Annotated in this window: 26 protein-coding genes; 10 read left to right on the top strand and 16 right to left on the bottom strand. The window is 66.6% G+C overall.

Annotated features, from left to right (window positions below; all coding sequences use genetic code 11):
- Position 1: 1 nt before the first annotated feature.
- The gene (locus N7590_RS07340) at positions 2-691 is read right to left on the bottom strand and encodes a hypothetical protein (RefSeq protein WP_053511613.1); all 690 of its coding nucleotides are present in this window, start codon (positions 689-691) and stop codon (positions 2-4) included.
- A complete protein-coding gene (gene trpB, locus N7590_RS07335) occupies positions 688-1,905 on the bottom strand; it encodes a tryptophan synthase subunit beta (RefSeq protein ID WP_279935285.1) in 1,218 nt (405 codons plus the stop codon). The genes N7590_RS07340 and trpB overlap by 4 nt, the downstream gene beginning before the upstream one ends.
- A gap of 97 nt (positions 1,906-2,002) precedes the next feature.
- On the opposite strand from trpB, the gene N7590_RS07330 reads away from it, so the two are divergent.
- A complete protein-coding gene (locus N7590_RS07330) occupies positions 2,003-2,890 on the top strand; it encodes a LysR family transcriptional regulator (RefSeq protein ID WP_164241474.1) in 888 nt (295 codons plus the stop codon).
- A gap of 46 nt (positions 2,891-2,936) precedes the next feature.
- Here the strand turns inward: N7590_RS07330 and N7590_RS07325 are convergent, their stop codons facing one another.
- The 8 genes from N7590_RS07325 to prmB all read right to left on the bottom strand — a co-directional run bounded on the left by N7590_RS07325 (position 2,937) and on the right by prmB (position 11,076).
- Entirely contained in the window at positions 2,937-3,593 is a 657-nt protein-coding gene (locus N7590_RS07325) for a phosphoribosylanthranilate isomerase (protein WP_006458876.1), read from the bottom strand.
- A complete protein-coding gene (gene truA, locus N7590_RS07320) occupies positions 3,590-4,360 on the bottom strand; it encodes a tRNA pseudouridine(38-40) synthase TruA (RefSeq protein ID WP_053450399.1) in 771 nt (256 codons plus the stop codon). The genes N7590_RS07325 and truA overlap by 4 nt, the downstream gene beginning before the upstream one ends.
- A 32-nt stretch (positions 4,361-4,392) precedes the next feature.
- Complete coding sequence (locus N7590_RS07315) at positions 4,393-4,755, bottom strand: VOC family protein (protein WP_053450400.1); 363 nt, start codon at positions 4,753-4,755, stop codon at positions 4,393-4,395.
- A 26-nt stretch (positions 4,756-4,781) separates the two neighbouring features.
- Positions 4,782-6,791 (bottom strand): FimV/HubP family polar landmark protein, encoded by a 2,010-nt coding sequence (locus N7590_RS07310; RefSeq protein ID WP_164241473.1) that lies wholly within the window; start codon positions 6,789-6,791, stop codon positions 4,782-4,784.
- 104 nt (positions 6,792-6,895) lie between these two features.
- Entirely contained in the window at positions 6,896-7,924 is a 1,029-nt protein-coding gene (locus N7590_RS07305) for an aspartate-semialdehyde dehydrogenase (RefSeq protein ID WP_164241472.1), read from the bottom strand.
- Between the two features lie 92 nt (positions 7,925-8,016).
- Positions 8,017-9,054, bottom strand: coding sequence for a D-glycerate dehydrogenase (locus N7590_RS07300; protein WP_164241471.1), 1,038 nt, complete (start codon positions 9,052-9,054; stop codon positions 8,017-8,019).
- Positions 9,047-10,150, bottom strand: a complete 1,104-nt coding sequence (gene aroC, locus N7590_RS07295; protein ID WP_164241470.1) for a chorismate synthase — start codon at positions 10,148-10,150, stop codon at positions 9,047-9,049. Before aroC ends, N7590_RS07300 begins: the two co-directional genes overlap by 8 nt.
- Positions 10,147-11,076, bottom strand: coding sequence for a 50S ribosomal protein L3 N(5)-glutamine methyltransferase (gene prmB / locus N7590_RS07290; RefSeq protein WP_053509400.1), 930 nt, complete (start codon positions 11,074-11,076; stop codon positions 10,147-10,149). Before prmB ends, aroC begins: the two co-directional genes overlap by 4 nt.
- Before the next feature lie 122 nt (positions 11,077-11,198).
- Here prmB and N7590_RS07285 point away from each other — a divergent pair, with 122 nt between their 5' ends.
- Positions 11,199-11,849, top strand: coding sequence for an SCO family protein (locus N7590_RS07285; protein ID WP_053509398.1), 651 nt, complete (start codon positions 11,199-11,201; stop codon positions 11,847-11,849).
- Entirely contained in the window at positions 11,846-12,688 is an 843-nt protein-coding gene (asd, locus tag N7590_RS07280) for an archaetidylserine decarboxylase (protein WP_053450406.1), read from the top strand. The genes N7590_RS07285 and asd overlap by 4 nt, the downstream gene beginning before the upstream one ends.
- A gap of 90 nt (positions 12,689-12,778) precedes the next feature.
- Here asd and N7590_RS07275 read toward each other — a convergent pair whose 3' ends face one another.
- Entirely contained in the window at positions 12,779-13,126 is a 348-nt protein-coding gene (locus N7590_RS07275) for a ribonuclease E inhibitor RraB (protein WP_053509394.1), read from the bottom strand.
- Between the two features lie 22 nt (positions 13,127-13,148).
- Complete coding sequence (locus tag N7590_RS07270) at positions 13,149-14,756, bottom strand: transglycosylase SLT domain-containing protein (RefSeq protein WP_279935280.1); 1,608 nt, start codon at positions 14,754-14,756, stop codon at positions 13,149-13,151.
- A gap of 124 nt (positions 14,757-14,880) precedes the next feature.
- Here N7590_RS07270 and N7590_RS07265 point away from each other — a divergent pair, with 124 nt between their 5' ends.
- Together N7590_RS07265 and greB are read left to right on the top strand one after the other, a co-directional pair.
- Complete coding sequence (locus tag N7590_RS07265) at positions 14,881-16,386, top strand: helicase HerA-like domain-containing protein (RefSeq protein WP_053509390.1); 1,506 nt, start codon at positions 14,881-14,883, stop codon at positions 16,384-16,386.
- Between the two features lie 79 nt (positions 16,387-16,465).
- On the top strand, positions 16,466-16,972 hold the full coding sequence (gene greB / locus N7590_RS07260) for a transcription elongation factor GreB (RefSeq protein WP_049458814.1): 507 nt from the start codon (positions 16,466-16,468) through the stop codon (positions 16,970-16,972).
- Positions 16,973-17,086: 114 nt separating this feature from the next.
- On the opposite strand, the gene N7590_RS07255 is transcribed toward greB, so the two are convergent.
- Together N7590_RS07255 and rimO are read right to left on the bottom strand one after the other, a co-directional pair.
- Positions 17,087-17,914, bottom strand: coding sequence for a DUF3025 domain-containing protein (locus N7590_RS07255; RefSeq protein ID WP_164241468.1), 828 nt, complete (start codon positions 17,912-17,914; stop codon positions 17,087-17,089).
- Positions 17,911-19,272, bottom strand: coding sequence for a 30S ribosomal protein S12 methylthiotransferase RimO (gene rimO / locus N7590_RS07250; RefSeq protein ID WP_006459296.1), 1,362 nt, complete (start codon positions 19,270-19,272; stop codon positions 17,911-17,913). Before rimO ends, N7590_RS07255 begins: the two co-directional genes overlap by 4 nt.
- A 448-nt stretch (positions 19,273-19,720) precedes the next feature.
- Between rimO and N7590_RS07245 the strand changes: the two genes are divergently transcribed.
- From N7590_RS07245 to N7590_RS07230, 4 genes are all read left to right on the top strand, one after another.
- On the top strand, positions 19,721-20,395 hold the full coding sequence (locus N7590_RS07245) for a S24 family peptidase (RefSeq protein WP_164241467.1): 675 nt from the start codon (positions 19,721-19,723) through the stop codon (positions 20,393-20,395).
- A gap of 160 nt (positions 20,396-20,555) precedes the next feature.
- On the top strand, positions 20,556-21,227 hold the full coding sequence (locus N7590_RS07240) for a dienelactone hydrolase family protein (protein ID WP_053509384.1): 672 nt from the start codon (positions 20,556-20,558) through the stop codon (positions 21,225-21,227).
- Positions 21,224-21,646 carry an HIT family protein gene (locus N7590_RS07235; RefSeq protein ID WP_006459301.1) on the top strand — a complete coding sequence of 141 codons (423 nt, stop codon included), beginning with the start codon at positions 21,224-21,226 and terminating at the stop codon, positions 21,644-21,646. The genes N7590_RS07240 and N7590_RS07235 overlap by 4 nt, the downstream gene beginning before the upstream one ends.
- A 15-nt stretch (positions 21,647-21,661) precedes the next feature.
- Entirely contained in the window at positions 21,662-21,829 is a 168-nt protein-coding gene (locus N7590_RS07230; protein WP_005410498.1) for a DUF5668 domain-containing protein, read from the top strand.
- A gap of 75 nt (positions 21,830-21,904) precedes the next feature.
- Here the strand turns inward: N7590_RS07230 and dcd are convergent, their stop codons facing one another.
- Entirely contained in the window at positions 21,905-22,477 is a 573-nt protein-coding gene (dcd, locus tag N7590_RS07225; RefSeq protein ID WP_006459366.1) for a dCTP deaminase, read from the bottom strand.
- Positions 22,478-22,555: 78 nt separating this feature from the next.
- The gene (gene apbC, locus N7590_RS07220) at positions 22,556-23,410 is read right to left on the bottom strand and encodes an iron-sulfur cluster carrier protein ApbC (protein ID WP_006459367.1); all 855 of its coding nucleotides are present in this window, start codon (positions 23,408-23,410) and stop codon (positions 22,556-22,558) included.
- A 213-nt stretch (positions 23,411-23,623) separates the two neighbouring features.
- Here apbC and N7590_RS07215 point away from each other — a divergent pair, with 213 nt between their 5' ends.
- Entirely contained in the window at positions 23,624-26,431 is a 2,808-nt protein-coding gene (locus N7590_RS07215; protein WP_053509382.1) for a TonB-dependent receptor, read from the top strand.
- The last annotated feature ends 315 nt before the right edge of the window (positions 26,432-26,746 follow it).

Here is a 26,746-nt window from a genome sequence, read left to right as displayed (position 1 = left end):
GTCAGGTACATCCTTCGATCAGGTCAACGGCGCCGCTGGCGCCCCAGTACATTCGGGATACGGTGCCGTCGACGATCTCCACGCGGATCGCCAGGTCGGAACCGGGGTCCTGCCACAGCAGAGTCTCGCCGGCCTCCACATCCTTGCCATAAGGCTGGGCGGAGACGCCCTTGGGCAGCAGCTGCAGGGCCTGCGCGCGCGGCATGTCCAGGTGCAGGCCGAACGGCCCCGGCTGAACCACCACCTGGCCCGAATCGTCGATGGGCGCCAGGTCGAAACGCACCACGTCACCGTCCTGCACCATCATCGCCACGCCTTCAGGCAGCGTGCCGCGCTCGTAATACTCGCAGCGCCCGGAGGTCGCCTCGCTCAGCCCGGCCGAGTGCCACTGCCCCTCGCTCTGCAGTTCACTGAAAGGCTGGCCGATCAGCACCTCGCCGGCATGGTCCAGGGCCACCGAAACCACCGCCGGAGCACTGTCGTCATCGGCGGCATCGTCTGCGCCTGGCAACGGTGCGTCTTCGATCGGACGATGTGCTGCAGCATCGTCGTTGCTGGCAATCTGGCGTGCCGGGGCGATCGCCGCCGGGGACGCCGGCGCCGGCGCCAGCACCGGCGGATCGGGCGGCGCGCAACCCCCCAGGCCGACCGCCAGCACCCACGCCCCGCCGTGGCGCAGCATGCAATTCACAGCACCAGGCCTTCGCGCGCGGCGATGGTATGCACGTCCTTGTCGCCGCGGCCGGACAGGTTGCACAGCACGATCTGGTCGCGCGGACGCTCGCGCGCCAGCTTGATCGCCTGCGCCAGCGCGTGGCTGGATTCCAGTGCGGGCAGGATGCCCTCGGTGTGCGCCAGCAGATGGAACGCCTGCAGGGCCTCTTCATCGGTGATGCCGAGGTAGCGCGCGCGGCCGGTATCGGCCAGGAACGCATGCTCCGGGCCGACGCCCGGATAGTCCAGGCCGGCCGAGACCGAATGGGTTTCGATGATCTGGCCGTCGTCGTCGCACAGCACGTAGGTGCGGTTGCCATGCAGCACGCCCGGGCGACCGGCGGCGATCGACGCCGCATGGCGACCGGTGCCGATGCCATCACCTGCCGCTTCGGCGCCGACGATCTCGACCTGTCGGTCGTTGAGGAAGGCATGGAACAGGCCGATGGCATTGCTGCCGCCGCCGACGCAGGCGGTGATCGCATCGGGCAGGCGGCCGTACTCGGCCAGCATCTGTTCGCGTGCCTCGCGCCCGACGATGGCGTTGAAATCGCGCACCATGCGCGGGTACGGGTCCGGACCGGCGACGGTACCGATGATGTAGAAGGTGTCCTGCACGTTGGTCACCCAGTCGCGCATCGCTTCGTTGAGCGCATCCTTCAGGGTGGCCGAGCCGGAGGTGACCGGCACCACCGTCGCGCCGAGCAGCTTAATCCGGTAGACGTTGATCTTCTGCCGCTCGATGTCGGTGGCGCCCATGTACACCACGCATTCCAGGCCCAGCCGTGCGGCCACCGTGGCGCTGGCCACGCCATGCTGGCCGGCGCCGGTCTCGGCGATGATGCGCTTCTTGCCCATCCGCGCGGCCAGCAGGGCCTGGCCGATGGTGTTGTTGATCTTGTGCGCGCCGGTGTGGTTCAGGTCCTCGCGCTTGAGCAGGATCTGCGCGCCACCGACATGGTCGCTCAGGCGCTGGGCGTGGTAGATCGGGCTCGGCCGACCCACGTAATGGGCCAGGTCGCGGTCGTAGGCGGCCTGGAATGCCGGGTCCTGGCGGGCCTGGTCATAGGCCTGGGCCAGTTCCTGCAGCGGGCCGACCAGGGTTTCGGCGACGAAGCTGCCGCCATAGCGGCCGAAGTGGCCCTGGGCATCCGGGAAGGCGTGATAGTCGGCAATGGGGGAGGCAGACATGGATACGACCGGTGGTTCAAGACAGGTGGATACTCTAGCGCACGGGTCATGACCGGAAAATGGATATTATCTGGCGCATACCGTCAGGAAATCTCACATGAGCAGCTCATCGCTTCCGCCGCTCAATGCGCTGCGCGCGTTCGAGGCCACCGCCCGCCTGGGCGGGGTCGGCCGCGCCGCGCAGGACCTGCATGTCACCCACGGTGCGGTCAGCCGGCAGCTGAAGCTGCTGGAGGATCATCTGGGCATGGCCTTGTTCCAGCGTGCCGGTCGCGGCCTGCGCCTGACCGCCGCAGGCAGCCGCCTGCAGGTGGCATGCAGCGAGGCGTTCACCGGCATTGAAGACTGCGTGCGTGAACTGCGGCGGCCAACGGCATCTCCTGCTCTGGTATTGGGCTGCAGTGGCAGCGTGCTGGCGCGCTGGATGATCCCGCGCCTGCCTGCGCTGCAGGCCGCCCTGCCCGGCGTGCGCCTGCAGTGGTCGGCGCTGGATGGCAGCTTCACCGAGGCGCAGGCGGCGCTGGATGCGGTCCTGCTGCTGGCGCAAGGGCCTTGGCCACGCGGCTGGCAGGTACGCGAACTGGCGCCGGAACGGGTCGGCGTGGTGGTGGCCCCCTCCCACCCCGCGGCGCAACGCCTGCGGCATGTTCCACCCTCGGCACTGCTGCAGGAAACCTTGCTGCACACCAGCTCACGACCGCAGGCATGGCCGGCCTGGGCGCGGGCACATGATCTGGACACCTCGAAGCTGCAGCTGGGCACCGCCTTCGAGCATCTGTATTACCTGCTGGAGGCAGCGGTGGCAGGGCTGGGCCCGGCAATCGCACCGGAGCCACTGGTGGCCGAGGACCTGGCGGCGGGGCGGTTGATCGCGCCGTGGGGGTTTACCGCCACCGGCGGCTTCTGGGTGCTGGCATGGCCGGATGGCCCGGCCGATGCGCGGGTGGGTGCGCTGGCGGAATGGGTCAGTTCTCAGCTGGGCTGACAGGGATCAGCCCAGCTGCGTTACCTGGTGCAGGCAGTGTTTCCGGTTACTCCAGGACTGTGCAGTCCGCACGGCGCACTTCCTCGACGAAGGTGCGCATCTTGTAGCCATCCTTGATGCCCGGCTCCAGTTCGATGCCGCTGGAGACATCCACGCCCCACGGCAACGTGGCCAGCACAGCATCGTAGACGTTGTCCGGGTTCAGGCCGCCGGCCAGCAGGAACGGGCGGTGCAGGCCGGTCGGGATGCGCCCCCAGTCGAAGGCGACACCCGTGCCGCCACCGCCGCCGGGCGCGTGGCTGTCGAACAGGAATCCCGCCGCGCTGGGGTAGCGCAGCTGCAGGGTACGGGCGTTGACCTCTTCGCGCCCGCCCATGGCGATCGCCTTCAGGTACGGCATGTTGAAACTGCGGCAGAAGCTCTCGTCTTCCTCTCCATGGAACTGCAGCAGGGTCGGCCGCACCGTGCGCAGCACCTCGCGCACCTCTTCCTTGCTGTTGTTGCGGAACAGCGCCACCACGTCGACCATCGGCGCGATCGCCTGGCGCATCGCGCGCGCCTCGGCCGGAGCAACCCGACGGCTGCTCTCGCGGGCAAAGATGAAGCCCACTGCGTCCACGCCCAGCTCACCGGCCAGGCGGACGTCGCCGGCGCGGGTCATGCCACAGAACTTGATGCGTGTGCGGTAGTAGGAGCGGCTCATAGCGTGACCTCGGCGGGCAGATGCCAGTTGTCGGGGTACAGGGGCCCAAGGAACACCAGGCCCTGCGGCGGTGCGGTGGGACCGGCTACGGTGCGATCGCGCCCGGCCAGCAGTTCGGCGATCCATTCCACCGGTTTTTCGCCGCTGCCCACCAGGATCAACGAACCGACGATATTGCGGACCATGTGATGAAGGAATGCATTGCCCTGCACGGCCACTTCAATCACCTCGCCCTGGCGGCTGACCTGCAGCGACTGCAGTTCACGCCGCGCATGCAACGCCTGGCACTGCACCGATCGGAACGCACTGAAGTCGTTCTCGCCAAGCAGGGCCTGGCCGGCGGCATGCATCAGGGTCTCGTCCAGCGCCCGCCGCTCCCAGCTCAGGGTCTGCCGGCCCAGCGCCGGCCGCACTTCGCGGTTGAGCAGCCGATAGCGGTAGCGGCGCGCGCGCGCGGAAAAACGGGCGTGGAAATCATCGGCCACCGGCACGCACCAGCGCACCGCGATCGAGCGCGGCAGGCGGGTGGTGGTGCCGAGCATCCAGGCGCGCGGATCGCGCACCACCTCGGTGTCGAAATGCACGACCTGGCACTGGCCGTGCACCCCAGCATCGGTGCGGCCGGCGCAGACCACCTGCAACGGCGCATCGGCGACCGACGACAGGGCCAGTTCAAGGCTGGCCTGCACGCTGGGGCCACCTTCGCCCAGGTTCTGCCAGCCCCTGAAATCGCTGCCGTCGTACTCGACGCCAAGCGCGTAACGCATGTGCTACCTCGATGCTGCGTGTGGGGCGGCGCTCAGGCCGGGTCGCGTTCGGACCACACCGCCAGTTCGTTGCCACCGGGCTCGACGAACTGGAAGCGGCTGCCCCCGGGGAAGGAAAACACCGGGCGCACGATCTCGCCGCCGGCGTCACGCACCGCTGCCTCGATCGGCGCCAGGCGGTCGGCATACAGCACCAGCAGCGGTGCGCCGGTATCGCTGGCGCGCTGCGGCTGGCCACGGAAGAAGCCGCCCTGCAGGCGGCCATCGTCGAAGGCGGTGTAGTCGCCGCCATAGTCGACGAACGACCAGCCGAACACCTTCTCGAAGAAGGCGCGGCTGGCCGCCGGATCAGCGGAGGCGAATTCAACGTAATCGATGCGGCGCTCGCGGCTCATGGCACGGTCCTTGTCAGCGGGTTCGGTCACGGCAGGCGCGCCAACAGCTCGCGCGCCTGCGCCTGGCTGTGCAGATCGCCGCCCTCGGCGACTTCCTGCAGCAGGGTACGCGCGGTCTGCGCGTCGCCCAGGTCCAGATAGGCAATGGCCAGCTCCAGCCGCTCCTGGCCGGCACGCGGTGCCCAGCCGGCATCACCGGCCGGTGCCGCGGTGTGTTCTTCGTGCGCGGCCGTGGCCATCGCGTCGTGTGGCGCACCGCTGGAATCACCGTTGTCATGGTGCTCGGCCGGCAGGTCGAACACGCCGCGGAACTGCGGCTGCTGTTCGGCGTGCAGCGCATAGTCCGGCACCGCGATCTCGTCAGCGACCGCCTGCGCGACCGGCTCATCCGGCACGGGGGCGTCCTGCGTGGGCACCGGCTCGTCCCAGCGCGGCAGATCGGTCACGGCCTCGGGCAGCTCCCCCACTTCGTCATCGCGCAGCGTCTGCGCCTGCCAGTCAGCCTGGGCGGCGACGTCGGCGATCGGTTCGGCAGCCACGTCATCCTGCACCTCGGTTGCGGTCGCCCAGGCCGGCATCGCGGGCTCCTGGCGGCCACTGTCGGACACCACCGACGACCACGAGGACTGCTCGGCCAGCGTATCCAGCGCCGCACCCGCCGGCACCGCCGCGGCCAGGCCAGCCGCATCGCCTTCTTCGCGCAGCGGCGGCAACGGTGACGGCTTGCGCCGGCGCAGCAGCCAAGCTGCCGCCGCGGCGAGCAGCAGCACGGGCAGGCCCAGCCAGTACCACGGTGTTGCCGCGTCGCGGCTGCCTGGCGCCTGGGCCAGGCGTTGCTGCGCGGCAGCCAGGTCGTTGTCCTTCATCGCGATCAGCGACTGCTGCTGTTCCTTCAGCTTCTCCAGGTCGGCCACGCGCTGCTTCAGCTCGCCGATCTCGGCATCGCGGGTAGCGATGTCCTCACGCGCCTGGCGCAGTTGCTCGTTGCCCATCATGTCACCCTCACTGCCGGCAGCGGTGCCGGTGGTTGTGCCCGCTTTCGCGGCGTCGGACGCCAGCGCCGGAGCGATTTCAAGCCGCGCGCCGCTGGCCCCCGACGGGGACGCTGCGTTCGTGGTTTGTGCCTTGGCCACTGCTGCGACGGTACCCGCCGGCTGCGGCACGGTGCGTGCCTGGCGCCATTGCGCCGCGTGTTCGCGCACCAGCGCAGCCGCTTCGGCAGCATCGACCGCCGCCAGCGCATCGCTGCCTGGCATGCGCAGCACTGCGCCCTGCTTGAGCAGGTTCACGTTGCCACGGATGAAGGCTTCGGGATTGGCGCGCAGCAGGGCGATCATCGCGCGATCACGACTGACCTGGTTGCCACGCGCCACCGCGCTGGCAATCTGCGACAAGGTCTGGCCGCGCTGCACGGTGACGCTGCCATCGGCAGGTATGGCCGCAACCGGTGGAGGCACCGCACGCGACCGTGCTGGTGCGGGTGCCGGCGTGGGCGCCGGCGCGGACGGTGGCGTGCCCGGCGCCTCTGCCACAGGTGCCGCTGCCGGCTCGCGGGCAATGGTATTGGACAGGGTGCCAGCCGGTGCGACGATCTCCGGCTCGGCCACGGCCAGTGCGCTGGACGGCGCATCGACCAGCGCCGAGTATTCGCGGACCAGCCGGCCCTGGCCCCAGTCGGCCTCGATCAGGAAGCTCAGCGACGGCGTCTCGACCGGCGCCTGCGAGGTCACCCGCACCACCGCCCTGCCCTGCGCGTTGCGGGTCAGTTCGAACTGCAGTTCGCTGACCAGGCCGGTCGGCCGTTGCAGGCCGACGCGCTCGAAGGTGACCGGCGAAGCCAGCGCCACACGCAGGTTTTCCAGCTCGGACGGGTCGGCCGAGACTACCGGGATCTCGGCCAGCAAGGGCTGGCCCGGCTTGGACAGGACACGGATGTCGCCCAACCCCAGGGCGAGCGCCGAACTGCTGGCCAGGGCCAGCAGCGCGGCGGAAAGATAGCTGAGCGGGCGCATTGCGCCCCTGGCCCGTTTATTCATGGGCGACACTATAAAGCGTGCGGACCAAGGTCCGCACCCACCGATGGACGACCTGCGGCAATGCCGGCCAGCGGCCGGCACTACCGGTGAAGCAACCGCGCTGCTCAGCGCTGTTCGGCGGCGACCAGCTCGGCCAGCTGCACGGCATTCAGTGCCGCGCCCTTGCGCACGTTGTCCGAGACGATCCACAGGTTCAGGCCGCGCGGGTGCGACAGGTCCTCACGGATGCGACCGACGTACACCGCGTCGGTGCCCGAAGCGTGGGTCACCGGGGTCGGGTAGCCACCCGCTTCGTGGCGATCCACCACTTCGATGCCCGGCGACTGCTCCAGCAGCGCACGCGCTTCGGCCACGGTCACCTTGTCGCGGGTCTCGATCGCCACCGATTCGGAGTGGCCGTAGAACACCGGCACGCGCACTGCGGTCGGGTTCACCAGGATGCTGTCGTCGCCGAGGATCTTGCGGGTCTCCCAGACCAGCTTCATCTCTTCCTTGGTGAAGCCGTTGTCCTGGAAGTCGTCGATGTGCGGGATCAGGTTGAAGGCGATCTGCACCGGGAAGCGCTGCGGATCGATTTCCTGGAAGCTGAGCAGCTGGCCGGTCTGCTTGCCCAGCTCTTCCATCGCCGAACGGCCACCACCGGACACCGACTGGTAGGTGGACACGTTGATGCGCTCGATGCCGTACTTGCGGTGCAGCGGCGCCAGCGCCACCAGCATCTGCATGGTCGAGCAGTTCGGATTGGCGATGATGCCGCGCGGACGGTTGGCAACCTGTTCCGGGTTGACCTCGGATACCACCAGCGGCACGTCGTCGTCGTAACGGAAGGCCGAAGAATTGTCGATCACCACCGCACCGGCGGCAGCGAACTTCGGCGCGTATTCCTTCGACACGCTGCCACCGGCCGAGAACAGGGCGATCTCGACGCCGGTCGGGTCGAAAGTGGCCAGGTCCTGCACCGTGACCTTCTGGCCGTTGAACTCGATCTCGCCACCGGCCGAACGCTCGGAGGCCAGGACGCTCAGGCTACCAACCGGGAAATCACGTTCTTCAAGGATCGACAACATGGTCTCGCCAACCGCGCCGGTGGCACCGACGACGGCGACGTGGAAACTGCGCTGTGCATTGCTCATGGGGGGAAACTCTCACGAAAACGGGGATGGGAAAAATCACGCACGACAGCAGGGTTCGGGGAACCTCCTCAAGCGGGGCGCGCGGAGGTTCCCTATCGTTTCCCGGTTTTTTTGCCCAGAGTCACGCGCGCGGCCATCGCCGCGTCAGCGTTGATCGCGCTCGGCATGCGCGACGGATCGCCGTCCAGGCCGAGCCCGGCAACCAGATTATCCACGGCCAGCTGTACCATCGCCGTTCGCGTGGCCAGCGAGGCGCTGCCGATGTGCGGGGTCAGCACCACGTTGCGCAGCGCCAGCAGTTCCGGGCGCACTGCCGGCTCGCCCTCGTACACATCCAGGCCGGCCGCCGCCAGGCGGCCATTGGCCAGTGCATCGGCCAATGCGATCTCATCGACCAGGCCGCCACGGGCGATGTTCACCAGCGTGGCCGACGGCTTCATCTTCGCCAGCGCGGCGGCATCGATCAGGTGATGCGACGCCGGGGTGTACGGCAGCACCAGCAGCAGGTGGTCGGACTGCGCAAGCAGCGTATCCAGGTCCACGTAGGTGGCACCCAGCGCCGCTTCGGTGTCGGCCGGCAGCTGCGAGCGGTTGTGGTAGAGCACCTTCATGCCGAAACCGAGTGCGCCGCGGCGGGCGATGCCCTGGCCGATGCGGCCCATGCCGAGAATGCCGAGCGTGCTGCCGTGGATGTCGGCACCGAGCATGGTCTGGAACGACCACTGCTGCCACTGGCCTTCACGCAGCCAGCGCTCGGATTCGGTGATGCGGCGCGCGGTGGCCATCAGCAGGGCGAAACCGAGGTCGGCCGTGGTCTCGGTGAGCACGTCCGGGGTGTTGCTGGCGAGGATGCCGGCCGCGCTGAGCGCGTCGACATCCAGGTTGTTGTAGCCGACGCCGACGTTGGCGATCACCTGCAACTGCGCGGCATCGGCCACCTGGGCCGCGCCGATGCGCTCGTTGAGGGTGATGATCGCGCCGTCGACTGAGGCCAGCCGCTCGGTGATCTGCTGCGGCGACCAGGCGGTAACGGTGTCGGTGACGCGCAGCTGCACGCGATCGCGCAGCGGCGCGATGGCCGCATCGATCAGCGGCTGGCTCACCCACACCGTCGGCCGCGTGTCAGCCATCGATCTGCCCGGGGATGCGCGGGGTGATCGTGCCGACATCGCCACACTGCGCACGATGGCGCAGCGCCTGGTCCATCAGCACCATCGCCACCATCGCCTCGGCGATCGGGGTGGCACGGATGCCGACGCAGGGATCGTGGCGGCCGGTGGTGACCACTTCCACCACGTTGCCCGCGGTGTCCAGCGACGGGCCCGGCAGGCGCAGGCTGGAGGTTGGCTTCAACACGATCGAAGCGACCACCGGCTGGCCGGTGGAAATACCGCCGAGGATGCCGCCGGCATGGTTGCTGGCAAAGCCCTGCGGGGTCAGCAGGTCACGATGCTCGGTGCCCTTCTGCGCGGCGCTGGCGAAACCGTCGCCGATCTCCACGCCCTTCACCGCGTTGATGCTCATCAGCGCGGCGGCGAGTTCGCCGTCGAGCTTGCCGTAGATCGGCTCGCCCCAACCCGGCGGAACGTTGTCGGCGACCACGTCCACGCAGGCGCCGACCGAATCACCGGACTTGCGCAGCGCATCCATGTACGCCTCCAGCTCGGGCACCTGCGCGGCGTGCGGCCAGAAGAACGGGTTGTCTTCCACCGCCGCCCAGTCGAAGCCGGCCGGGGTGATGTCGCCCAGCTGCGACAGGTAGCCACGCACGGTGACGCCGAAACGCTCGGCCAGCCACTTCTTGGCGACAACGCCGGCGGCCACGCGCATGGTGGTCTCGCGCGCCGAGGAACGGCCGCCACCGCGCGGGTCGCGGATGCCGTACTTGTGCCAGTAGCTGTAGTCGGCATGGCCCGGCCGGAACTGCTGGCCGATGTTGGCGTAGTCCTTGCTGCGCTGGTCGGTGTTGCGGATCAGCAGCGCGATCGGAGTGCCTGTGGTCAGGCCCTCGTACACGCCGGACAGGATCTCGACCTCATCGGCCTCGCGGCGCGCCGAGGTGTGCCGGCTCTTGCCGGTGGCGCGGCGCTGCAGGTCGTGGGCGAATTCGGCCGCGTCCAGCGCCAGCCCCGGCGGGCAGCCATCGATCACGCAGCCGATGGCCGGCCCGTGCGACTCGCCGAACGTGGTGACGGTGAACAGCTTGCCGAACGAATTGGAACTCACGGGCGCTGCGCCGCCAGTTCGGTGATGCGCGCGCTGTGGGCGATCAGCTCGCGGCATTCGACCGCGAAGATGCCCATCTGGCCGACCTTGAATTCGATCCAGGCGAAATCGACTTCCGGCAGCAGCTTGATCAGATGCTGTTCGGACTCGCCCACTTCACAGATCAGCAGGCCGTCTTCGCTCAGGTGCAGCGGCGCGTCACGCAGGATCTTCAGCACCAGATCCAGGCCGTCGTCGCCGGCACGCAGGCCCATGTCCGGCTCGTAGGAGTATTCCTTCGGCAGCGCATCGGTCTCGTCGTTGGTGACGTACGGCGGATTGGTGACGATCAGGTCGTAGTGGCGGCCGGACAGGCCATTGAACAGGTCCGACTTCACCAGGTTGACGTTGTATGCCTGCAGCCGCTCCCGGTTTTCTTCAGCCAGCGACAGCGCGTCGTCGCTCAGGTCGACGCCGTCCACCTGCCAGTTCGGATAGTAGTGGCCCATGGCGATAGCGATGCAGCCCGAACCGGTGCACAGGTCCAGCGCACGGTACACGTCGCGGCCGGCGAGCCACGGCTCGAAGCCGCATTCGATCAGTTCAGCGATCGGCGAGCGCGGCACCAGCGCGCGCTTGTCGCTCTTGAAGCTCAAGCCTGCAAACCAGGCTTCACCCGTCAGGTAGGCGGCCGGGATGCGTTCGTCGATGCGGCGCTGGAACAGCTCCAGCACGCGCAGCTTCTCGGCCTGCAGCAGCCGCGCCTGGCCGTACGCCGGGCCGAGGTCGTGCGGCAGGTGCAGGCTGTGCAGCACCAGCTGGGTGGCCTCGTCCAGCGCGTTGTCATAGCTGTGCCCGAAGGTCAGCCCGGCTTCGTTGAAACGGCTGGTGCCGTAGCGGATCAGATCGATGATCGTGTGGAGTTCGGCGGCCGTTTCAGCGGTCATGGCGGTACTGCGGGCAAAGTGGCCCCCGATTATAGGGGCTGGCGCCCGCGGCGGCATCCGTTGCGGCGGAAACGATCGGGCCGCAGCCGGTATGATGGAGCCCATTTCGCGCGGGAGCCCCCATGTTCAATCGCAACGCCGGCATCATCCTGCTGATCGCCCTGGCGGCGGGGCTCGGCCTGCTGGCCGCCCAGCAGGTGTTCGCGCCGAAGCCGCCGGCCAACGCCCCGGCTACCGAAGCGATCACCCTGTATCCGCAACCGCGTGAACTGCCTGACTTCAACCTGGCCCAATCCGACGGCACCCGGCTCATTCCCGGCGAGCTGAAGGGCCACTGGACCCTGGTGTTCCTGGGCTTCACCTTCTGCCCCGACGTCTGCCCGACCACCCTGGCCGAGCTGGCCGGCGCGCAGAACCAGTGGGAGGCCCTGCCCGACAGCCTGCGCCCGCGCGTGCTGTTCATCTCGGTCGACCCCGACCGCGACAGCGCCATCCGCCTGGGCGAATACGTGCACGGCTTCCACAAGGACACCCTGGCCGCCACCGCCGACGTTCCCTCGCTGGAGCGCTTCGCCACCTCGCTGGGCTTTGTGTTCCAGAAGGTGCCGGGCAAGCACTTCGACGAGAACCCCGAGGATTACACCGTCGAGCATTCGGCCAGCCTGGCCGTGCTCGACCCGCAGGGCCGCCTCGCCGGCCTGGTGCGCCCCCCGTTCAACGCGCCGGCGATCGCCCGCGACCTGCAGAAGCTGACCGAGAAAACCGCCCCATGAGTCTCACCACCGCCCTGACGTACGTCCTGCCCCACCGTCTGCTGTCCTCGATGGCGCGTTCGCTGGCGTACTCGGACGACCCGCGCGTGTCACGCTGGCTGATCGACACGGTCACCCGCAAGTTCAACGTCAACCTGGATGAGGCGGCCAACCCGGACCCGCGCAGCTATGCCACCTTCAACCAGTTCTTCACCCGTGCGCTGAAGCCGGGCGCGCGGGTGGCCGATGCCGATCCGCGCAGCCTGGTGATGCCGGCCGACGGCCGCATCAGCCAGCTGGGAAAGATCGAGGCCGGCCGCATCTTCCAGGCCAAGGGCCAGTCGTTCACCGCGGCCGAGCTGCTGGGCAGCGACGAGGATGCCAAGCCTTACAACGACGGGCTATATGCCACCGTCTATCTGTCGCCGCGCGACTACCACCGCGTGCACATGCCCTGGACCGGCACCCTGCGTGAAACCGTGCACGTGCCGGGCCGCCTGTTCAGCGTCGGCCCGGCCGCAGTGAACGGCGTGCCACGCCTGTTCGCGCGCAACGAGCGCCTGGTCTGCCACTTCGACACCAGCTTCGGCCCGATGGTCAGCGTGATGGTCGGTGCGCTGCTGGTGTCCGGCGTGGAAACTGTATGGAGCGGCGAAGAGATCCCGGCCTATGGCGACCGCATCACCCGCAAGGACTACCGCGGCCAGGGCATCAGGCTGGAGCGTTTCGCCGAGATGGCGCGCTTCAACTATGGCTCGACCGTGATCGTGCTGCTGCCGCCCGGCGTGGCCGAGTTCGCCCCGCAGCTGGGCGCTGAAAGCCCGGTGCAGCTGGGCCAGGCGCTGGCCACGCTGCGCTGAGGCTTCGGTAGTGCCGGCCGCCGGCCGGCATCTCCGTTGATCCAACGCGTCGAGCATTGCCGGCCAGCGGCCGGCACTACCGTACGCGCGTTACTGCAGGGCCGGGGCCGGGCCGACGTCCATGCCGTCGTAGTCTTCCACGCCCTTTTCGGTGGCCAGGGCCGCGAATTCCTGGTTGCGGCGGTCCAGCGAAGCTTCGTCGTGGATCTCCACGCGCTCCACGTGCAGCACATGGAACGGCGCGTCGCCTTCTTCCGGCTCCTGCTCGAACAGTTCGACGAAGTTGTAGCCCTGCGCCTGCAGGTGGTCGGCCAGGGCCTGCAGCGGCTCGGCGGTCGAGTGAACGAAGAAATAGCCCCACAGCAACGGGCCGCTGATGTCCCAGTCAGTGTTCTCGCGGAGGTTGGCGAACAGGTTGCGGGTGTCTTCGAGGTCCATGCGGGTTCCAGGGGTCGTGGGATTACTTGTCGCAGCCCTGCAGCTTCAGCGTCTGGCCGTGGCGCAGGCTGTAGGCGGGGGCTTTCAGGCCGTTGGCGCGGGCCAGGGTCGGCACGTCGCACTGGAACTTCGCCGCGATGGCGCCCAGGGTCTCGCCCTTGCCTACCTTGTGGCTGCGCACCGGCTTTGCCCGGGCGGGCGCCGGGCGCGGGGTCGCCACCGCCGCCACGGGTGTCGTCGGCACGCTGGTCGAGGCTGCGGCATCGGCCACCGGCACCACACCACCCACCGCCACGCTGCCGGTGTAGCTGGCCGCGGTCGGGCGCTTGATCGCCGCGTTCAGGTCGGCGGTGATCAGGGTGCGGGCCAGGTCCGCACGCGGGCCACTGACGCAGTTGCGCTGGTACAGGCCGGCGATGCGGGTAGTGGCGTTGATCAGCGTGCCGGCCGGAATCCAGCCATCGGCTTCATAGCGCGGATTGAGATTGCGCAGCGCGCGCATGTAGCCATCGCGGGTGCCGTGGCTGCCCAGGCAGATGGTCAGTTCGTAGATGGTGGTGGACTTGGCCAGCCGCAGCGTGGCCGGCTGCGCGCTGATCTTCGGGAACTCCACGCCGTACTGCTGCGGGTGCAGGAAGATCCAGGCCGCCGCGATCACCATCGGCACATAGTCCTTGGTCTCGCCGGGGAACTGGTTGTAGACGCTGTCGGTCCAGAAACTCTGGCCGCCGCTCTGCTTGAACACCCGCGCGGCGCGGCCTTCGCCACCGTTATAGGCGGCCACCGACATTTCCACGTTGTTGTTGAGCTCGCGCAGGCGCTCGTTGAGGTAACTGGCACTGGCTTCGGCAGCGCTGCGCGCATCGAAGCGCGTGTCGAAACCGGTGCCGTCCGGGCCCAGGCCGAAGCGTCGGCCGGTGGCCGGCATGAACTGCATCAGGCCGGCGGCACCCGCGCGCGAGGAGGCATGCACGCGGCCGTTGGATTCCTTGGCCATGATGCCGAACAGCAGCGCCTCGGGCAGCCCGCGCTTTTCCCACTCCGGCCACATCACCGCGCGCAGGTTCTGGTAGTTCTCGTAACTGGTCAGCAGCGCCGGGCGCATGTCGGTCAGCCAGCGGCGGATGCCGGCCTGTACCGCCGGGTTGTACTCGACCATCGTGTCGAAGGCGTGCCGCTTGTCGTTCAGCAGTGCGGCGGCGCGGGCCGCCTCGGGTACGTCTGCGGTGAGCGGACCGATATGGTCGGGGTCGGCTTCCAGGCGGTCGCCGCCCTCATCGGCCACGTCATCGCTGGCCGCCGCATCGGCGTCATGTTTGAGCAGGCGCTTGTAGCTGGCCAGCAGCGTGCCCATCTGGCAGCCCTTCTGCTTCACGCAGTCGTTGAGGACATCTTCCATGTCCTCCAGCGCGGCGTCGGCCTCGTTTCTGCCCTTGGGGTCGGCATTGGCGACCAGCAGCAGCGCGTCGCTGTAGCGCTTCTCGGCGGCTGTCATGCGCTGCTGCAGCGCATCGACCTTCACCTTGTCCCGGGCCGAGACCCGTTGCGCATGGGCGTCAGGCGCCAGGGAAACCAGGCCGGCCAGGGCCAGCAGCGGCCAACCGCGGGAAATCAGGACAGAAACGGGCATTGATGGCACTGTGTGCGAAACAGGCAGGCAGAGTAGCGGCGCCGCCAAGGTCGGGGCAAGCCGGACCTTCGGACCGTCATCCCTGCCCGTTAACATTGGGCTATTCACTACTAAGGGCTGGACCATGGATCCGATTCTGCTCGGCAAAGGCATTACCGACGATATTGCCGTCACCCTGCTGCCGAAACTCGGCAACCGCCACGGTCTGGTGGCCGGCGCCACCGGCACCGGCAAGACGGTGACCCTGATGACCCTGGCCGAAGGCTTCTCGCGGCTGGGAGTGCCGGTGTTCCTGGCCGATGTGAAGGGCGATGTATCCGGCCTGGCCGTGCCCGGCACCGGTGCCGAAAACCTGCTGCAGCGTGCCGCAGAGATCGGCGTGGCCGACTATGCCCCGGCCGCCAGCCCGACCATTTTCTGGGATCTCTACGGCAAGCTCGGCCATCCGGTGCGCACCACCGTCAGCGAAATGGGCCCGACCCTGCTGTCGCGCATCCTCGAATTGAACGACACCCAGGCCGGCGTGCTCGACATCGTGTTCAAGCTGGCCGACGACCGTGGCCTGCTGCTGCTGGACATGGACGACCTGCGTGCCCTGCTCGGCCTGGTGGCCGAGGAACGCAAGGACATTTCCACCGAATACGGGCTGGTCAGCGCACAGTCGATCGCCGCGATCCAGCGCTCGGTGCTGCGCTTGGCCCAGGATGGCGGCGAGCACTTCTTCGGCGAACCGGCGCTGGAGCTGGCCGACATCATGCGGGTCAATCACGACGGCCGCGGCATGATCGGCATCCTCGCCGCCGACCAGCTGGTGCTCAAGCCCAAGCTGTATTCCACCTTCCTGCTGTGGCTGTTGTCGGAACTGTTCGAGCAGCTGCCGGAAGTGGGCGACCTGGACAAGCCGAAGCTGGTCTTCATCTTCGACGAGGCGCACCTGCTGTTCGACGATGCGCCGCCGTCGCTGGTGCAGCGCATCGAGCAGGTCGTGCGCCTGATCCGTTCCAAGGGCGTGGGCGTGTATTTCTGCTCGCAGTTCCCCGATGACGTGCCGGGCAACATCCTCGGCCAGCTCGGCAACCGGGTGCAGCACGCGCTGCGTGCGTTCACCCCGCGTGACCAGAAGGCGGTGAAGACCGCGGCCGAAACCTTCGTACCCAATCCCAAACTGGACGTGGCCAAGGTGCTCAGCCAGCTTGGTACCGGTGAAGCGCTGGTCTCCACGCTGCAGGACAAGGGCATACCGATGCCGGTGCAGCAGACGATGATCGCGCCGCCGCGCTGCCGGATGGGGCCGATCACCGACGCCGAACGCGCCCAGGTGCGCGCCGGCAGCCCGGTCGGCAGCCGCTACGACACCGCGATCAACCGTGAGTCGGCAGCGGAGCTGCTGGCGCAGCGCGCGCAGAAGGCGACCGAGCAGGCGCAGGCCCCTGCCGCACGCAGCCGCGAGCAGGACGAGGCGCAGGAAGGAGGCTTCGGCCAGTCGATCAGGGATGCGATCTTCGGCACCAAGCGCCGCCAGGGCATGATCGAGACCATGGCCAAGCAGACCACGCGCACCGTCGGCACCAAGCTGGGCAACCAGATCGTGCGTGGCATCCTGGGCGGCATCTTCGGCGGCAAGCGCTGAGGATCACCTGCTGTTTCCGCGCGTCGCGCCAGGCCTGGTGCGACGCGCCCGTTCCCCATCGCAAGAGAAGTCGTACTGCATGTCCCGCTGGCGTCCCCCCGCAGAAAAGAGCACCGCGCTGATCACCGCCGCCGGCCACGCCCGGCTGAAGGCCGAACTGGACGAGCTATGGCGGGTGCGACGGCCGGAGGTGGTCAAGGCACTGGCGGCAGCCGCTGCAGAAGGCGACCGCTCGGAAAACGCCGAGTACACCTACCGCAAGAAGCAGCTGGGCGAGATCGACCGCCGCGTGCGCTACCTGACCAAGCGGCTGGAAGCGTTGCGCGTGGTCGACACCACCCCGACCGATCCGCAGGCGGTGTTCTTCGGCGCCTGGGTGGAGCTGGAGAATGTCGACAGCGGCGACACCAGCCGCTATCGCATCGTCGGCCCAGACGAGACCGACGCCGGCCTGGGCTGGATCAGCATCGATTCGCCGCTGGCGCGGGCGCTGCTGAAAAAGCGGCTGGATGATGAATTTTCGGTGGAGCTGCCCGGCGGGCAGTTCACCTTCGCGGTGATCGGGGTGGAATACGCACCGTTGTAGAGTCGAGCCATGCTCGACTGCGTTGCCGTTGTAGAGTCGAGCTTGCTCGACTACACCTGCAGCCAGTCGAGCAAGCTCGACGCTACGCAACGGGGCAGTCGAGCGAGCTCGACTCTACTGGGCCGCGTGCAACGGCGGCGGGTACGCGCGGCCGGCACGCAGCGGACGGAAGTAGTCGGCGTCGGCGTAGAAGGCGGCATCCTGCCTTTCATGCCAGTCGGGAATGCCCGCCAACGGCAGCGGCCGCAGCTGCGCTGGATCGGTGATCGCCCTGCCCTCGCCGATGGCCGCGGCCACCTCGGCGATGCAGCGATCATCATCATCCCCCTGCACCACCACGCACTTGCCCACCAGCAGGCGGCCCGGCAGCAGTGCCTGTTCCATCAGCGCATGGCCGAATACCGCAGCGATGGCCATGTCACCGCTGTGCCAGCGTGTTGGCTCGAACAATGCAGGCCAGTCATGCCCATCCCATGCCGCAAGCAACGTGTCATCGCACACACGCACGATCACGCCGGTTTCATCGAACTGGGTCAGTGCTGCCTGCGCGCGGTTGCGCTGGCCCGGCGGCATTGTCTCGATATGCCGGCATTGCTGCGCGTTGAGTGCCTGCTTGAGCTGCGGGAAACGGGCCCACACCAGTGCATTGAACAGGTCATGCCAGTTGTCGGCGCGGGTGGCGATGCGCCCCTGCGCGATACGCACCTCGTAGTGCAGACCGTCGGCCAGCAACGCGGCATCCTGTTCAACCAGGCGTTTGCCGGGCAATTCCAGCCGCGCATCAAGCGCAGCGATGGGCGGCCATGCAGTGCCGTCCAGCAGATCACGGAAGTCATGCAGCCCGCCAAACAGCGGATGCCTGAATGCCTGCGGATCGACCGCCGCACGCGGCGGCGGCACGAAGCGCCGGGGACCGCCGTTGCCACCGGCGGCGGCGGTCACAACATCTTGAGATCGAACGCCGGGCGGGTGGCGGCCGCCAGCGCATCACCGTACAGGTCGTGCTCGTCGCTCTCGGTGATCTCCACATCGACGAACTCGCCTACGCGCAGCGGCACCTGGTCGGCGTTCTGGATGTGCACCAGGCCGTCGATCTCCGGCGCATCGGCCTTGGAACGGGCCACGGCGATGTCGCCTTCGATGGCATCGACCAGGCACTGCTGCACCGTGCCGATCTTGGCTTCCAGGCGCGCGGCGGAAATCTGCGCCTGCTTCTCCATGAAGCGGGCCAGGCGTTCCTGCTTCACTTCCTCTGGCACGGCGTCGGGCAGATCGTTGGCAGTGGCCCCCTCGACCGGCGAGTAGGCGAACGCACCCACGCGGTCCAGCTGTGCTTCGTCGAGGAACGACAGCAGCTCTTCGAACTCGGCCTCGGTCTCGCCCGGGAAGCCGACGATGAAGGTCGAACGCACGGTGATGTCCGGCGCGATGCGGCGCCAGTTCTGCACGCGCTCAAGGGTCTTCTCGACCGCGCCCGGACGCTTCATCAGGCGCAGGATGCGCGGGCTGGCGTGCTGGAACGGGATGTCCAGGTACGGCAGGATGCGGTTCTCGGCCATCAGCGGCACGACTTCGTCCACGTGCGGATACGGGTAGACGTAGTGCATGCGCACCCACGCATCCAGCTCGGACAGGCCTTCGCACAGCGCCTTCAGGCGGGTCTGGTAGGCCTTGTCGCGCCACATCTTCTCGGCGTACTTCACGTCCACGCCGTAGGCCGAGGTGTCCTGCGACACCACCAGCAGTTCACGCACGCCGCCACGCACCAGGCGCTCGGCTTCGCGCAGCACCTCGTCGACCGGGCGCGAGACCAGCTTGCCGCGCATCGACGGGATGATGCAGAAGCTGCACTTGTGGTTGCAGCCCTCGGAAATCTTCAGGTAGGCATAGTGGCGCGGGGTCAGCTTGATGCCATAGTCGGGCACCAGGTCCACGAACGGATCGTGCTTGGGCGGCAGCGCTTCGTGCACCGCTTCCATCACGCTCTGGTAGTCCTGCGGGCCGGACACCGCCAGCACGTTCGGGTACGCCTCGCGGATCTGCTCCGGGCGCTTGCCCAGGCAGCCGGTGACGATGACCTTGCCGTTCTGGTTCATCGCCTCGCCGATCGCGTCCAGCGACTCGGTCACTGCCGAATCGATGAAGCCGCAGGTGTTGACCACCACCACGTCGGCCGAATCGTAGGACGGGACGATGTCGTAGCCCTCCGAGCGGAGCTGGGTGAGGATGCGCTCGGAATCGACGAGGGCCTTCGGGCAGCCAAGGCTGACGAAGCCGACTTTGGGGTTCAGCTGGGACATGGAATCGCGGGACTCTGGGGGCCTGGGCCCCTGCCGGCGTGGCAGGGGTTCCTGGGGGCCGGGGCCTGAAAGGGCGCCAGTATACCGGGGTTGTTGTGCCACCTCTGAACGACACGAGGGCTGATTCCCTGCCCGTTCGGCACCCTACCGCCTGAGCGTGTACCACGCGTCGTCCGGCGGTATGGAACGACGGTCACCATCGTCTTCTTCGCGGAAGGCTTCGGGCCTCAACAATTGCAGGAACTGTCGCCTTGCAGGCGGTATGCCATTCAAGCGCCATTGGCTCACGGAAGCGGAGCTCACCTCGCATAGGCGGGCCACGCTGCCGGTCCCTCCCAGGCGATCGATGACGGTAGAAGCACTAGGATTTTTCATAACCCGAAAATTAGACACATCTAATTTTCTCGTCAATAGCTACTCCTAATTAGTTAAGAATTAGTCTTTCCTAATGAGCACTCTTTCTGAACGTTTGGTCCGTGCACTCGGACATGCCCAGATCACCCAGGCCCATTTGGCTCGAGAGGTCGGCGTTTCCGCACCGAGCGTCCACAACTGGTTCAGTGGAAAGGCAAAATTTCTGCGTGGCGCGAACCTCTTGGCGGCGGCCAAGGTGCTGGGTGTCAGTGAATCCTGGCTTGCTACCGGTAACGGCACGATGCTGCCCACAGGCTCCATTGCAGATGGCAAGCCGGCGATTGGCGAGATGGAACCGTCTCCGGGATACGTTCGTTTCAACGTCCTGGAAGCAGACACGGGTGCCAACTACGACACACCCGAGGTCATGAGAACGATCGAGGTTGCCGAATGGGAAGTGCGACGGAAGCTGGGCTTCCTGCCACCGCCTGGACGCATCCAGATCATCACCGGTCGCGGCCCCTCGATGCGGCCAAAATTGGAAGATGGCGACATCGTCTGGATCGATACCAGCTTCGATCACTTTGACGGTGACGATTACTACCTCATCACCCTTGGCGGCGAAACGCAGATCAAGATGCTGCAGAAGCGGGGCGATGGCCTCTACGTGGTGAGCGTGAATACAGACTTCCCGCCCTATCGCCCCGAGCCCGGCAAGGTCAGCATCCTTGGCAAGGCGCTGGTCCATGCGGGGTTTCGCAAGTTCTGAGTGTCATGGGAAGTCACTGCCGCCGATGCCGCTTCCAGCATCGCGCTTGGCGACCTCGCTCTGAACGGCCAGCCGCCCGATCCCGCACAGCCGCTGACACGCCGCTAACCCGCGCAGCGCCGACAATGCAGTCCTGTTCCCTGCAACGAGGAAGATGACGATGGCCGAGTGGATCACCCTGGATACCCATCACGGCCCGGTACGGGCCTGGCAGGCCCTGCCGGAAGGCACCCCGCGTGGCGGGCTGGTGGTGGTGCAGGAAATCTTCGGCGCCAACCCGCACATCCGCAGCGTGGCCGAGCGCTTCGCCGCCGAGGGCTACGCGGTGCTGGCGCCGTCGTTCTTCGACCTGGTCGACGGCCCCGATGCCGACCCCGACGCCCTCCCCTACAGCCCCGAGGGCGTGAAGGTCGGCCTGGAACGGGTTACCGCGCTGGGCATGGAGAAGGCACTGGAAGTGGTCCGCGCCGCGGCAACCCGGCTTGCTCCCTACGGCAAGGTCGGCACGGTCGGCTACTGCTGGGGCGGTACCGTGGCGATGCTGTCGGCAGTGCGCCTGGGTCTGCCCTCGGTCAGCTACTACGGTGCGCGCAACGTGCAGTTCCTCGATGAGACGCCCAAGGCCCCGGTGATCTTTCACTTCGGTGCCCAGGACAAGAGCATCCCGCCGGAGGCGGTCCAGGCCCACCGCGAGAAGCTGCCGCAGATGGCCACCTTCGTCTATCCGGCCGATCATGCCTTCAACCGCGAGGTCGGACATGCGTATGATCCAGACAGCGCCGCCCTGGCGCTGCAACGCACCCTGGACTTCTTCTCGGAGCATCTTGGATGAGCGAATTCGAACTCGATTCACGCCTGGCCACCGATAGCGTGCTGGTGGCCGAAGGACCGTTGTCGCAAGTGCGGCTGATGAACGACGAACGATTCCCCTGGCTGGTGCTGGTACCGCGCCTGGCCGGGGTGACCGAGTGGATCGAGCTGGACGGCGAGCAGCAGGACAAGCTGCGCACCGAGCTCAACCGCGCCTGCAAGGCCCTGAAGGGCGCCGACGGCGTGGAGAAGATCAACATCGGCGCGCTGGGCAACATCGTGCGCCAGCTGCATTTCCACGTGATCGGCCGCCATGACGGCGATCCGGCCTGGCCGGGCCCGGTCTGGGGCAGCGGCCCGGCACACCGCTACGAGCCGTCGGCACTGGACCAGCATGTCGCCTACTGGAAGGACCGGCTAGGATATCCGGCCCACTCCTGAGCCTTCGCCGACCCGATGCGATTCAACCTCGTTGCCGCCATCCTGCTGATCCTGATCGGCCTGTTCATGCTTGCCAGCAACCTCGGCTGGACGCACCTGAACCTGTCCAAGCTGCTGCTGACCTGGTGGCCGGTGGCGCTGGTGGGCGTCGGCATCGCCATGCTGTTCGGTCGCGGAAAATGACGAAGGCGGCGCATTGCGCCGCCTTCTTTCATGTAGAGCCGAGCATGGCTCGGCTCCACAAACGGCCCACCGTCATCAGGTCCGCGGCAGGGTCACGCCGGTCTGGCCCTGGTACTTGCCGCCACGATCCTTGTACGACGTTTCGCAGACGTCATCGGATGCCGCCTGGAAGAACAGCATCTGGGCCACGCCCTCGTTGGCGTAGATGCGCGCCGGCAACGGCGTGGTGTTGCTGAATTCCAGGGTCACGTGGCCTTCCCATTCCGGCTCCAGCGGGGTCACGTTGACGATGATGCCGCAGCGCGCGTAGGTGCTCTTGCCCAGGCACACCACCAGGGTGTCGCGCGGGATGCGGAAGTACTCGACGGTCCTGGCCAGCGCGAAGCTGTTCGGCGGGATGATGCACTCGTCGCCGACGATATCCACGAAGCTGCCCGGGTCGAAGTGCTTGGGGTCAACAATCGTCGAGTTGATGTTGGTGAACACCTTGAACTCGCGCGAGCAGCGCACGTCGTAGCCATAGCTGGACGTGCCATAGCTGACGATGCGCTCGCCGTTGGCCTGCTTGACCTGCCCGGCCTCGAACGGCTCGATCATGCCGTGCTGCTCGGACATGCGGCGGATCCAACGGTCACTCTTGATGCTCATGCTTTGTCCTGGGAATGCGAGGGGGCGCGAGGATTCTAGCAGGGGGCCGGGCGTGGCCGGCGGCCCCTGCGCAGGCACTTACAGCAGCGAAGACAGGATCGGGATCGACGCGCGCGGGCGCTTGCCGACTTCCTCGACCAGGCGCTGTGCGGCATGGCGATAGGCCTGGGCCGGCACCGAATCGGGCTGGGCGACGGTGATCGGGGTACCGGCGTCGCCCTGCTCGCGGATGCCGATCTGCAGCGGCAGCGAGCCCAGCAGCGGCACGCCGTATTGCGCCGCCATGCGCTCGCCACCGCCTTCGCCGAACAGGTGCTCGACGTGCCCGCAGTTGCTGCAGGTATGCACGGCCATGTTCTCGACGATGCCCAGCACCGGTACTTCGACCTTCTCGAACATCTTCAGCGCCTTCTTCGCATCCAGCGTGGCGATGTCCTGCGGCGTGGTGACGATCACCGCACCGGCCAGCGGGATCTTCTGGGTCAGGGTCAGCTGGATGTCACCGGTGCCCGGCGGCAGGTCGATCAGCAGGAAGTCCAGGTCATCCCACAGGGTGTCGTTGAACAGCTGGGTCATCGCCGAGGTGGCCATCGGGCCACGCCAGATCATTGGCGTGTCCTCTTCGATCAGGTAGCCGATCGACATGGTATCCACGCCGAACGCGCGCAGCGGCTCGATGCTCTTGTTGTCAGGGCTTTCCGGACGGCCGGACAGGCCCAGCATGGCCGGTACGCTGGGACCGTAGATGTCCGCATCCAGCACGCCTACACGCGCACCCAACTGCTGCAGCGCAACGGCCAGGTTGACCGCGGTCGTCGACTTGCCGACGCCGCCCTTGCCCGAACCAACCGCGATCACGTTGCGGATGCGGGCATGCGGCGTCAGCCCCTTCTGGACCTGGCTGGCATGGGGACGGCGGAGAGAACTGTTCACAACGGGCACCAGCGGAATCAGGGGGGATAACCCAACATCATACAAGCTGGACGTAGCCTGACTGAAATTCAGGATTGCTACGGATTCGTGCACAGATTGTTAAGTTCATGTTACGTTCCTGAAGCACTGTTTTGGGCTGCGGGGCTGGTCTCCAGCACGCACGATGGCGCATGCGCAGTGCCGATTTTTGTTTCTGCTCTCTATTGGAACTACATGAAATACGTAAGCAACACCGCACGTCGCAACACGCTCGCCGTCGCCCTGATTTCCGCTCTGATGGCCGCCGCCCCGGCAATGGCCCAGGACAAGGCGACCAACCTGGACAAGATCACCGTCACCGGTTCGCTGATCCCGCAGACCCAGGTTGAAACCCAGACCCCGGTGATGTCCATCACCGCCGAAGACATCCAGACCCGCGGCTTCAGCAGCGTTGCTGAAGTGCTGCAGCAGTCGTCGCTGACCACCGGCGGCCTGCAGGGCGGCCAGACCTCGGGTTCGTTCACCCAGGGCGCCGAAGCAGCCGGCATGTTCGGCCTGAACCCGGGCTACACCAAGTACCTGATCAACGGCCGCCCGATGCTCTCGTATCCGGCGCTGTACAACGGCAGCGACACCTTCAACAACATCAGCGGCATTCCGATCGACATCGTCGAGCGCATCGAAGTGCTGCCGGGTGGCCAGTCCTCGCTGTACGGCTCGGACGCCATCGCCGGTGTGGTCAACATCATCCTGAAGGAGCGCATGGACGGCGGCACGATGACCGTCCGTGGCGGCACCTACACCGAAGGCGGCGGCAGCAACATCCGCTTCAGCGCAGCCAAGGGCTTCAACGCGTTCGACGACCGCTTCCACGCGCTGGTCAACGTGCAGATCGAAAACGGCAGCCCGATCTGGGGCTACCAGCGTGACATCACCAAGCAGAACAACCCGGTCGGCTACACCGCACAGGTGCCGTCGAACGACTTCGCCGTCATCACCAACGCAGACAACAAGCTGCTGATGATGGATCCGAGCCGCTGCGCCAACGTCGCAGGCCTGTACGACGGCACCACCGTTGTCGGCAAGCGCACCTCGGGCGAGTCCTGCGGTTCGGTGTACAGCGCCGGCTACAAGACCCTGAAGAACGGCAAGAACAGCGGCCAGTTCTACTCGTCGATGACCTTCGACGTGAACGACAACTTCCAGCTGTTCGCCGACGTGCTGTACAGCAAGGAAAAGACCGAGTTCACCTCCGGCTCCAGCGCCCTGTGGTGGGGCACCAAGTCGGTCATGGGTGGCTTCTATGACCAGGGCATCGGCAAGGTCGTCAACCTGCAGCGCGCCTTCGCACCGGAAGAAATCGGCCCGGGCCACTACAACAACATCCTGAACTCCGATGAGAGCCGCGCCTACCAGGTCACCCTGGGCGGCAAGGGCATGGTCGGCGACTGGGATTACAGCGCCAGCTTCACCCGCGGCGAATACCGCCTGGACCAGAACCGCTTCGTGCGCTTCAAGGACAAGATCGAGGACTTCTTCGGCCAGACCGTGCTGGGCCCGCGCCTGGGCACCTACACCGATCCGAAGGACCCGACCGCCACGTTCGGCATCTACAACCCGAACTACGCTGCGTTCTACTCGCCGATCACCCCGGACCAGTTCGCCAGCTTCACCGGCTACGGCACCCACCGCAGCAAGACCTGGCAGAACCTGGGTCGCGTGCAGGTGACCAACGGCTCGCTGTTCAGCCTGCCGGGCGGTGACGCCGGCCTGGCCGTCGTCCTGGAAGGTGGCAGCGAAGGTTGGGACTACTCGCCGGACCAGGCCTTCATCGATGGCAACGTGTGGGGCACCACCGCCGTCGCCGGCGCCGGTCACCGCAGCAACTACGCGGTCACCAGCGAACTGCGCATGCCGCTGTTCGAGAAGCTGACCGTCAGCGCCTCGGGCCGCTATGACGCGTTCAAGATTGCCGACAAGACCGTCGACAAGGCCACCTACAGCATCGGCCTGGAATTCCGTCCGATCGAAAGCCTGCTGCTGCGCGGCAAGTACGGCACCGCCTTCCGTGCACCGACCCTGTCCGATGCGTTCCAGGGCATGAGCGGCTCGTACTCGTCCGGCCAGAACGATTACTACCGTTGCAGCCAGCTGGGCTACGCGCTGCGTGACGAGGCCTGCTCCTTCTACAAGACCACCTCGGTGTACAGCGAAAAGTCCGGCAACCCGGACCTGAAGCCGATCACCGCCGACGTGTGGAGCGCAGGCGTGGTGTGGGCCCCGGTGAGCAACTTCTCGCTGTCGGCCGACTACTACAACTGGAAGATCAAGAACGAGGTCAAGACCCTGAGCACCGACCAGCTGCTGCTGGCCGAGTACCAGTGCCGCAACGGCCTGCCGAACAACACCTCGGCCAGCTGCCAGAACGTGACCGACTGGGTGTCCCGCGATGCCGGTGGCAACCTGACCCGCGTGTACACGCCGAAGCTGAACGTTGCCAGCCAGAACCTGGAAGCGGTGACCGTGGCGGCGAAGTACCAGCAGGATATCGGCCGCTTCGGCTCGCTGATGTTCTCCGGCAACTACACCAACATGCTCAAGCGTGAAGTGCAGCCGATGCCGGGCGCCGCCAAGCTCGATCTGCTGAGCGATCCGTACAACATGTGGTACTACGACAACTTCGCCAAGGTCCGTGGCGATCTGTCGGTGGCCTGGAACATCGCCAAGTTCACCACCACCGTGTATGCCAACTACGTCGGCAGCACCCCGAACTACCTGGCCTACACCGGCCGCAGCTACGGCTACGTCCACTCTTCCGGCGCCAAGGCAGGCAAGTGGGGTTCGTACACCACCTACAACCTGAGCATGAACTACCAGGCACAGGACGATCTGGTGCTGTCGCTGATGGTCAACAACGTGTTCAACAAGCTGCCGGAAGGCCAGCGCTACAACTACCCGGGTAACGAATCGACCCCGTTCAATGACGGCTTCTACAGCGTCTACGGCCGCCAGATCTCGGCCCAGGTCAAGTACAACTTCTGATCCCGTCGTTTTCCGGACTTCGTGTCTGGACCAGGCCCCGCTTCGGCGGGGCCTTTTTTTTTGCCTGGGAAAACCGGTCAGAAAATGAAAGGGCGTCCCGATTGTTAATGACCGATCATTTTGCATTCATTCATTTCGCCAGATTCAGCAAAACAGTACAACATCCGCAAATTGTTGTTTTCAAAGAACACATCTACAGAACTGTGACAAAGCCAGTCAAATGCGGTTACACATCTGCGCATTTCAAGTTAAGCCCATGTTAGGTTTCAGGCACACCGCCCCGCATGCCTGCAGAGCGGCCGGACATAAATCGAG

The organism is Stenotrophomonas sp. GD04024 (assembly GCF_029837545.1).
GTDB lineage: Bacteria > Pseudomonadota > Gammaproteobacteria > Xanthomonadales > Xanthomonadaceae > Stenotrophomonas > Stenotrophomonas forensis.
This window is presented reverse-complemented; position numbering and strand designations above follow the sequence as displayed.

Excerpts from the sequence above, each read along its gene's own strand:
- N7590_RS07285 (WP_053509398.1), top strand. The coding sequence starts at position 11,199 with ATGTTCAATCGCAACGCCGGCATCATCCTGCTGATCGCCCTGGCGGCG.
- N7590_RS07325 (WP_006458876.1), bottom strand. The coding sequence starts at position 3,593 with ATGAGCCGCTCCTACTACCGCACACGCATCAAGTTCTGTGGCATGACC.
- N7590_RS07245 (WP_164241467.1), top strand. The coding sequence starts at position 19,721 with ATGAGCACTCTTTCTGAACGTTTGGTCCGTGCACTCGGACATGCCCAG.
- N7590_RS07270 (WP_279935280.1), bottom strand. The coding sequence starts at position 14,756 with ATGCCCGTTTCTGTCCTGATTTCCCGCGGTTGGCCGCTGCTGGCCCTG.
- asd (WP_053450406.1), top strand. The coding sequence starts at position 11,846 with ATGAGTCTCACCACCGCCCTGACGTACGTCCTGCCCCACCGTCTGCTG.
- N7590_RS07230 (WP_005410498.1), top strand. The coding sequence starts at position 21,662 with ATGCGATTCAACCTCGTTGCCGCCATCCTGCTGATCCTGATCGGCCTG.
- N7590_RS07240 (WP_053509384.1), top strand. The coding sequence starts at position 20,556 with ATGGCCGAGTGGATCACCCTGGATACCCATCACGGCCCGGTACGGGCC.
- N7590_RS07330 (WP_164241474.1), top strand. The coding sequence starts at position 2,003 with ATGAGCAGCTCATCGCTTCCGCCGCTCAATGCGCTGCGCGCGTTCGAG.
- N7590_RS07265 (WP_053509390.1), top strand. The coding sequence starts at position 14,881 with ATGGATCCGATTCTGCTCGGCAAAGGCATTACCGACGATATTGCCGTC.
- N7590_RS07300 (WP_164241471.1), bottom strand. The coding sequence starts at position 9,054 with ATGGCTGACACGCGGCCGACGGTGTGGGTGAGCCAGCCGCTGATCGAT.
- greB (WP_049458814.1), top strand. The coding sequence starts at position 16,466 with ATGTCCCGCTGGCGTCCCCCCGCAGAAAAGAGCACCGCGCTGATCACC.
- dcd (WP_006459366.1), bottom strand. The coding sequence starts at position 22,477 with ATGAGCATCAAGAGTGACCGTTGGATCCGCCGCATGTCCGAGCAGCAC.
- prmB (WP_053509400.1), bottom strand. The coding sequence starts at position 11,076 with ATGACCGCTGAAACGGCCGCCGAACTCCACACGATCATCGATCTGATC.
- N7590_RS07235 (WP_006459301.1), top strand. The coding sequence starts at position 21,224 with ATGAGCGAATTCGAACTCGATTCACGCCTGGCCACCGATAGCGTGCTG.
- rimO (WP_006459296.1), bottom strand. The coding sequence starts at position 19,272 with ATGTCCCAGCTGAACCCCAAAGTCGGCTTCGTCAGCCTTGGCTGCCCG.
- N7590_RS07315 (WP_053450400.1), bottom strand. The coding sequence starts at position 4,755 with ATGAGCCGCGAGCGCCGCATCGATTACGTTGAATTCGCCTCCGCTGAT.
- N7590_RS07275 (WP_053509394.1), bottom strand. The coding sequence starts at position 13,126 with ATGGACCTCGAAGACACCCGCAACCTGTTCGCCAACCTCCGCGAGAAC.
- trpB (WP_279935285.1), bottom strand. The coding sequence starts at position 1,905 with ATGTCTGCCTCCCCCATTGCCGACTATCACGCCTTCCCGGATGCCCAG.
- N7590_RS07310 (WP_164241473.1), bottom strand. The coding sequence starts at position 6,791 with ATGAATAAACGGGCCAGGGGCGCAATGCGCCCGCTCAGCTATCTTTCC.
- N7590_RS07215 (WP_053509382.1), top strand. The coding sequence starts at position 23,624 with ATGAAATACGTAAGCAACACCGCACGTCGCAACACGCTCGCCGTCGCC.
- N7590_RS07305 (WP_164241472.1), bottom strand. The coding sequence starts at position 7,924 with ATGAGCAATGCACAGCGCAGTTTCCACGTCGCCGTCGTCGGTGCCACC.
- truA (WP_053450399.1), bottom strand. The coding sequence starts at position 4,360 with ATGCGTTACGCGCTTGGCGTCGAGTACGACGGCAGCGATTTCAGGGGC.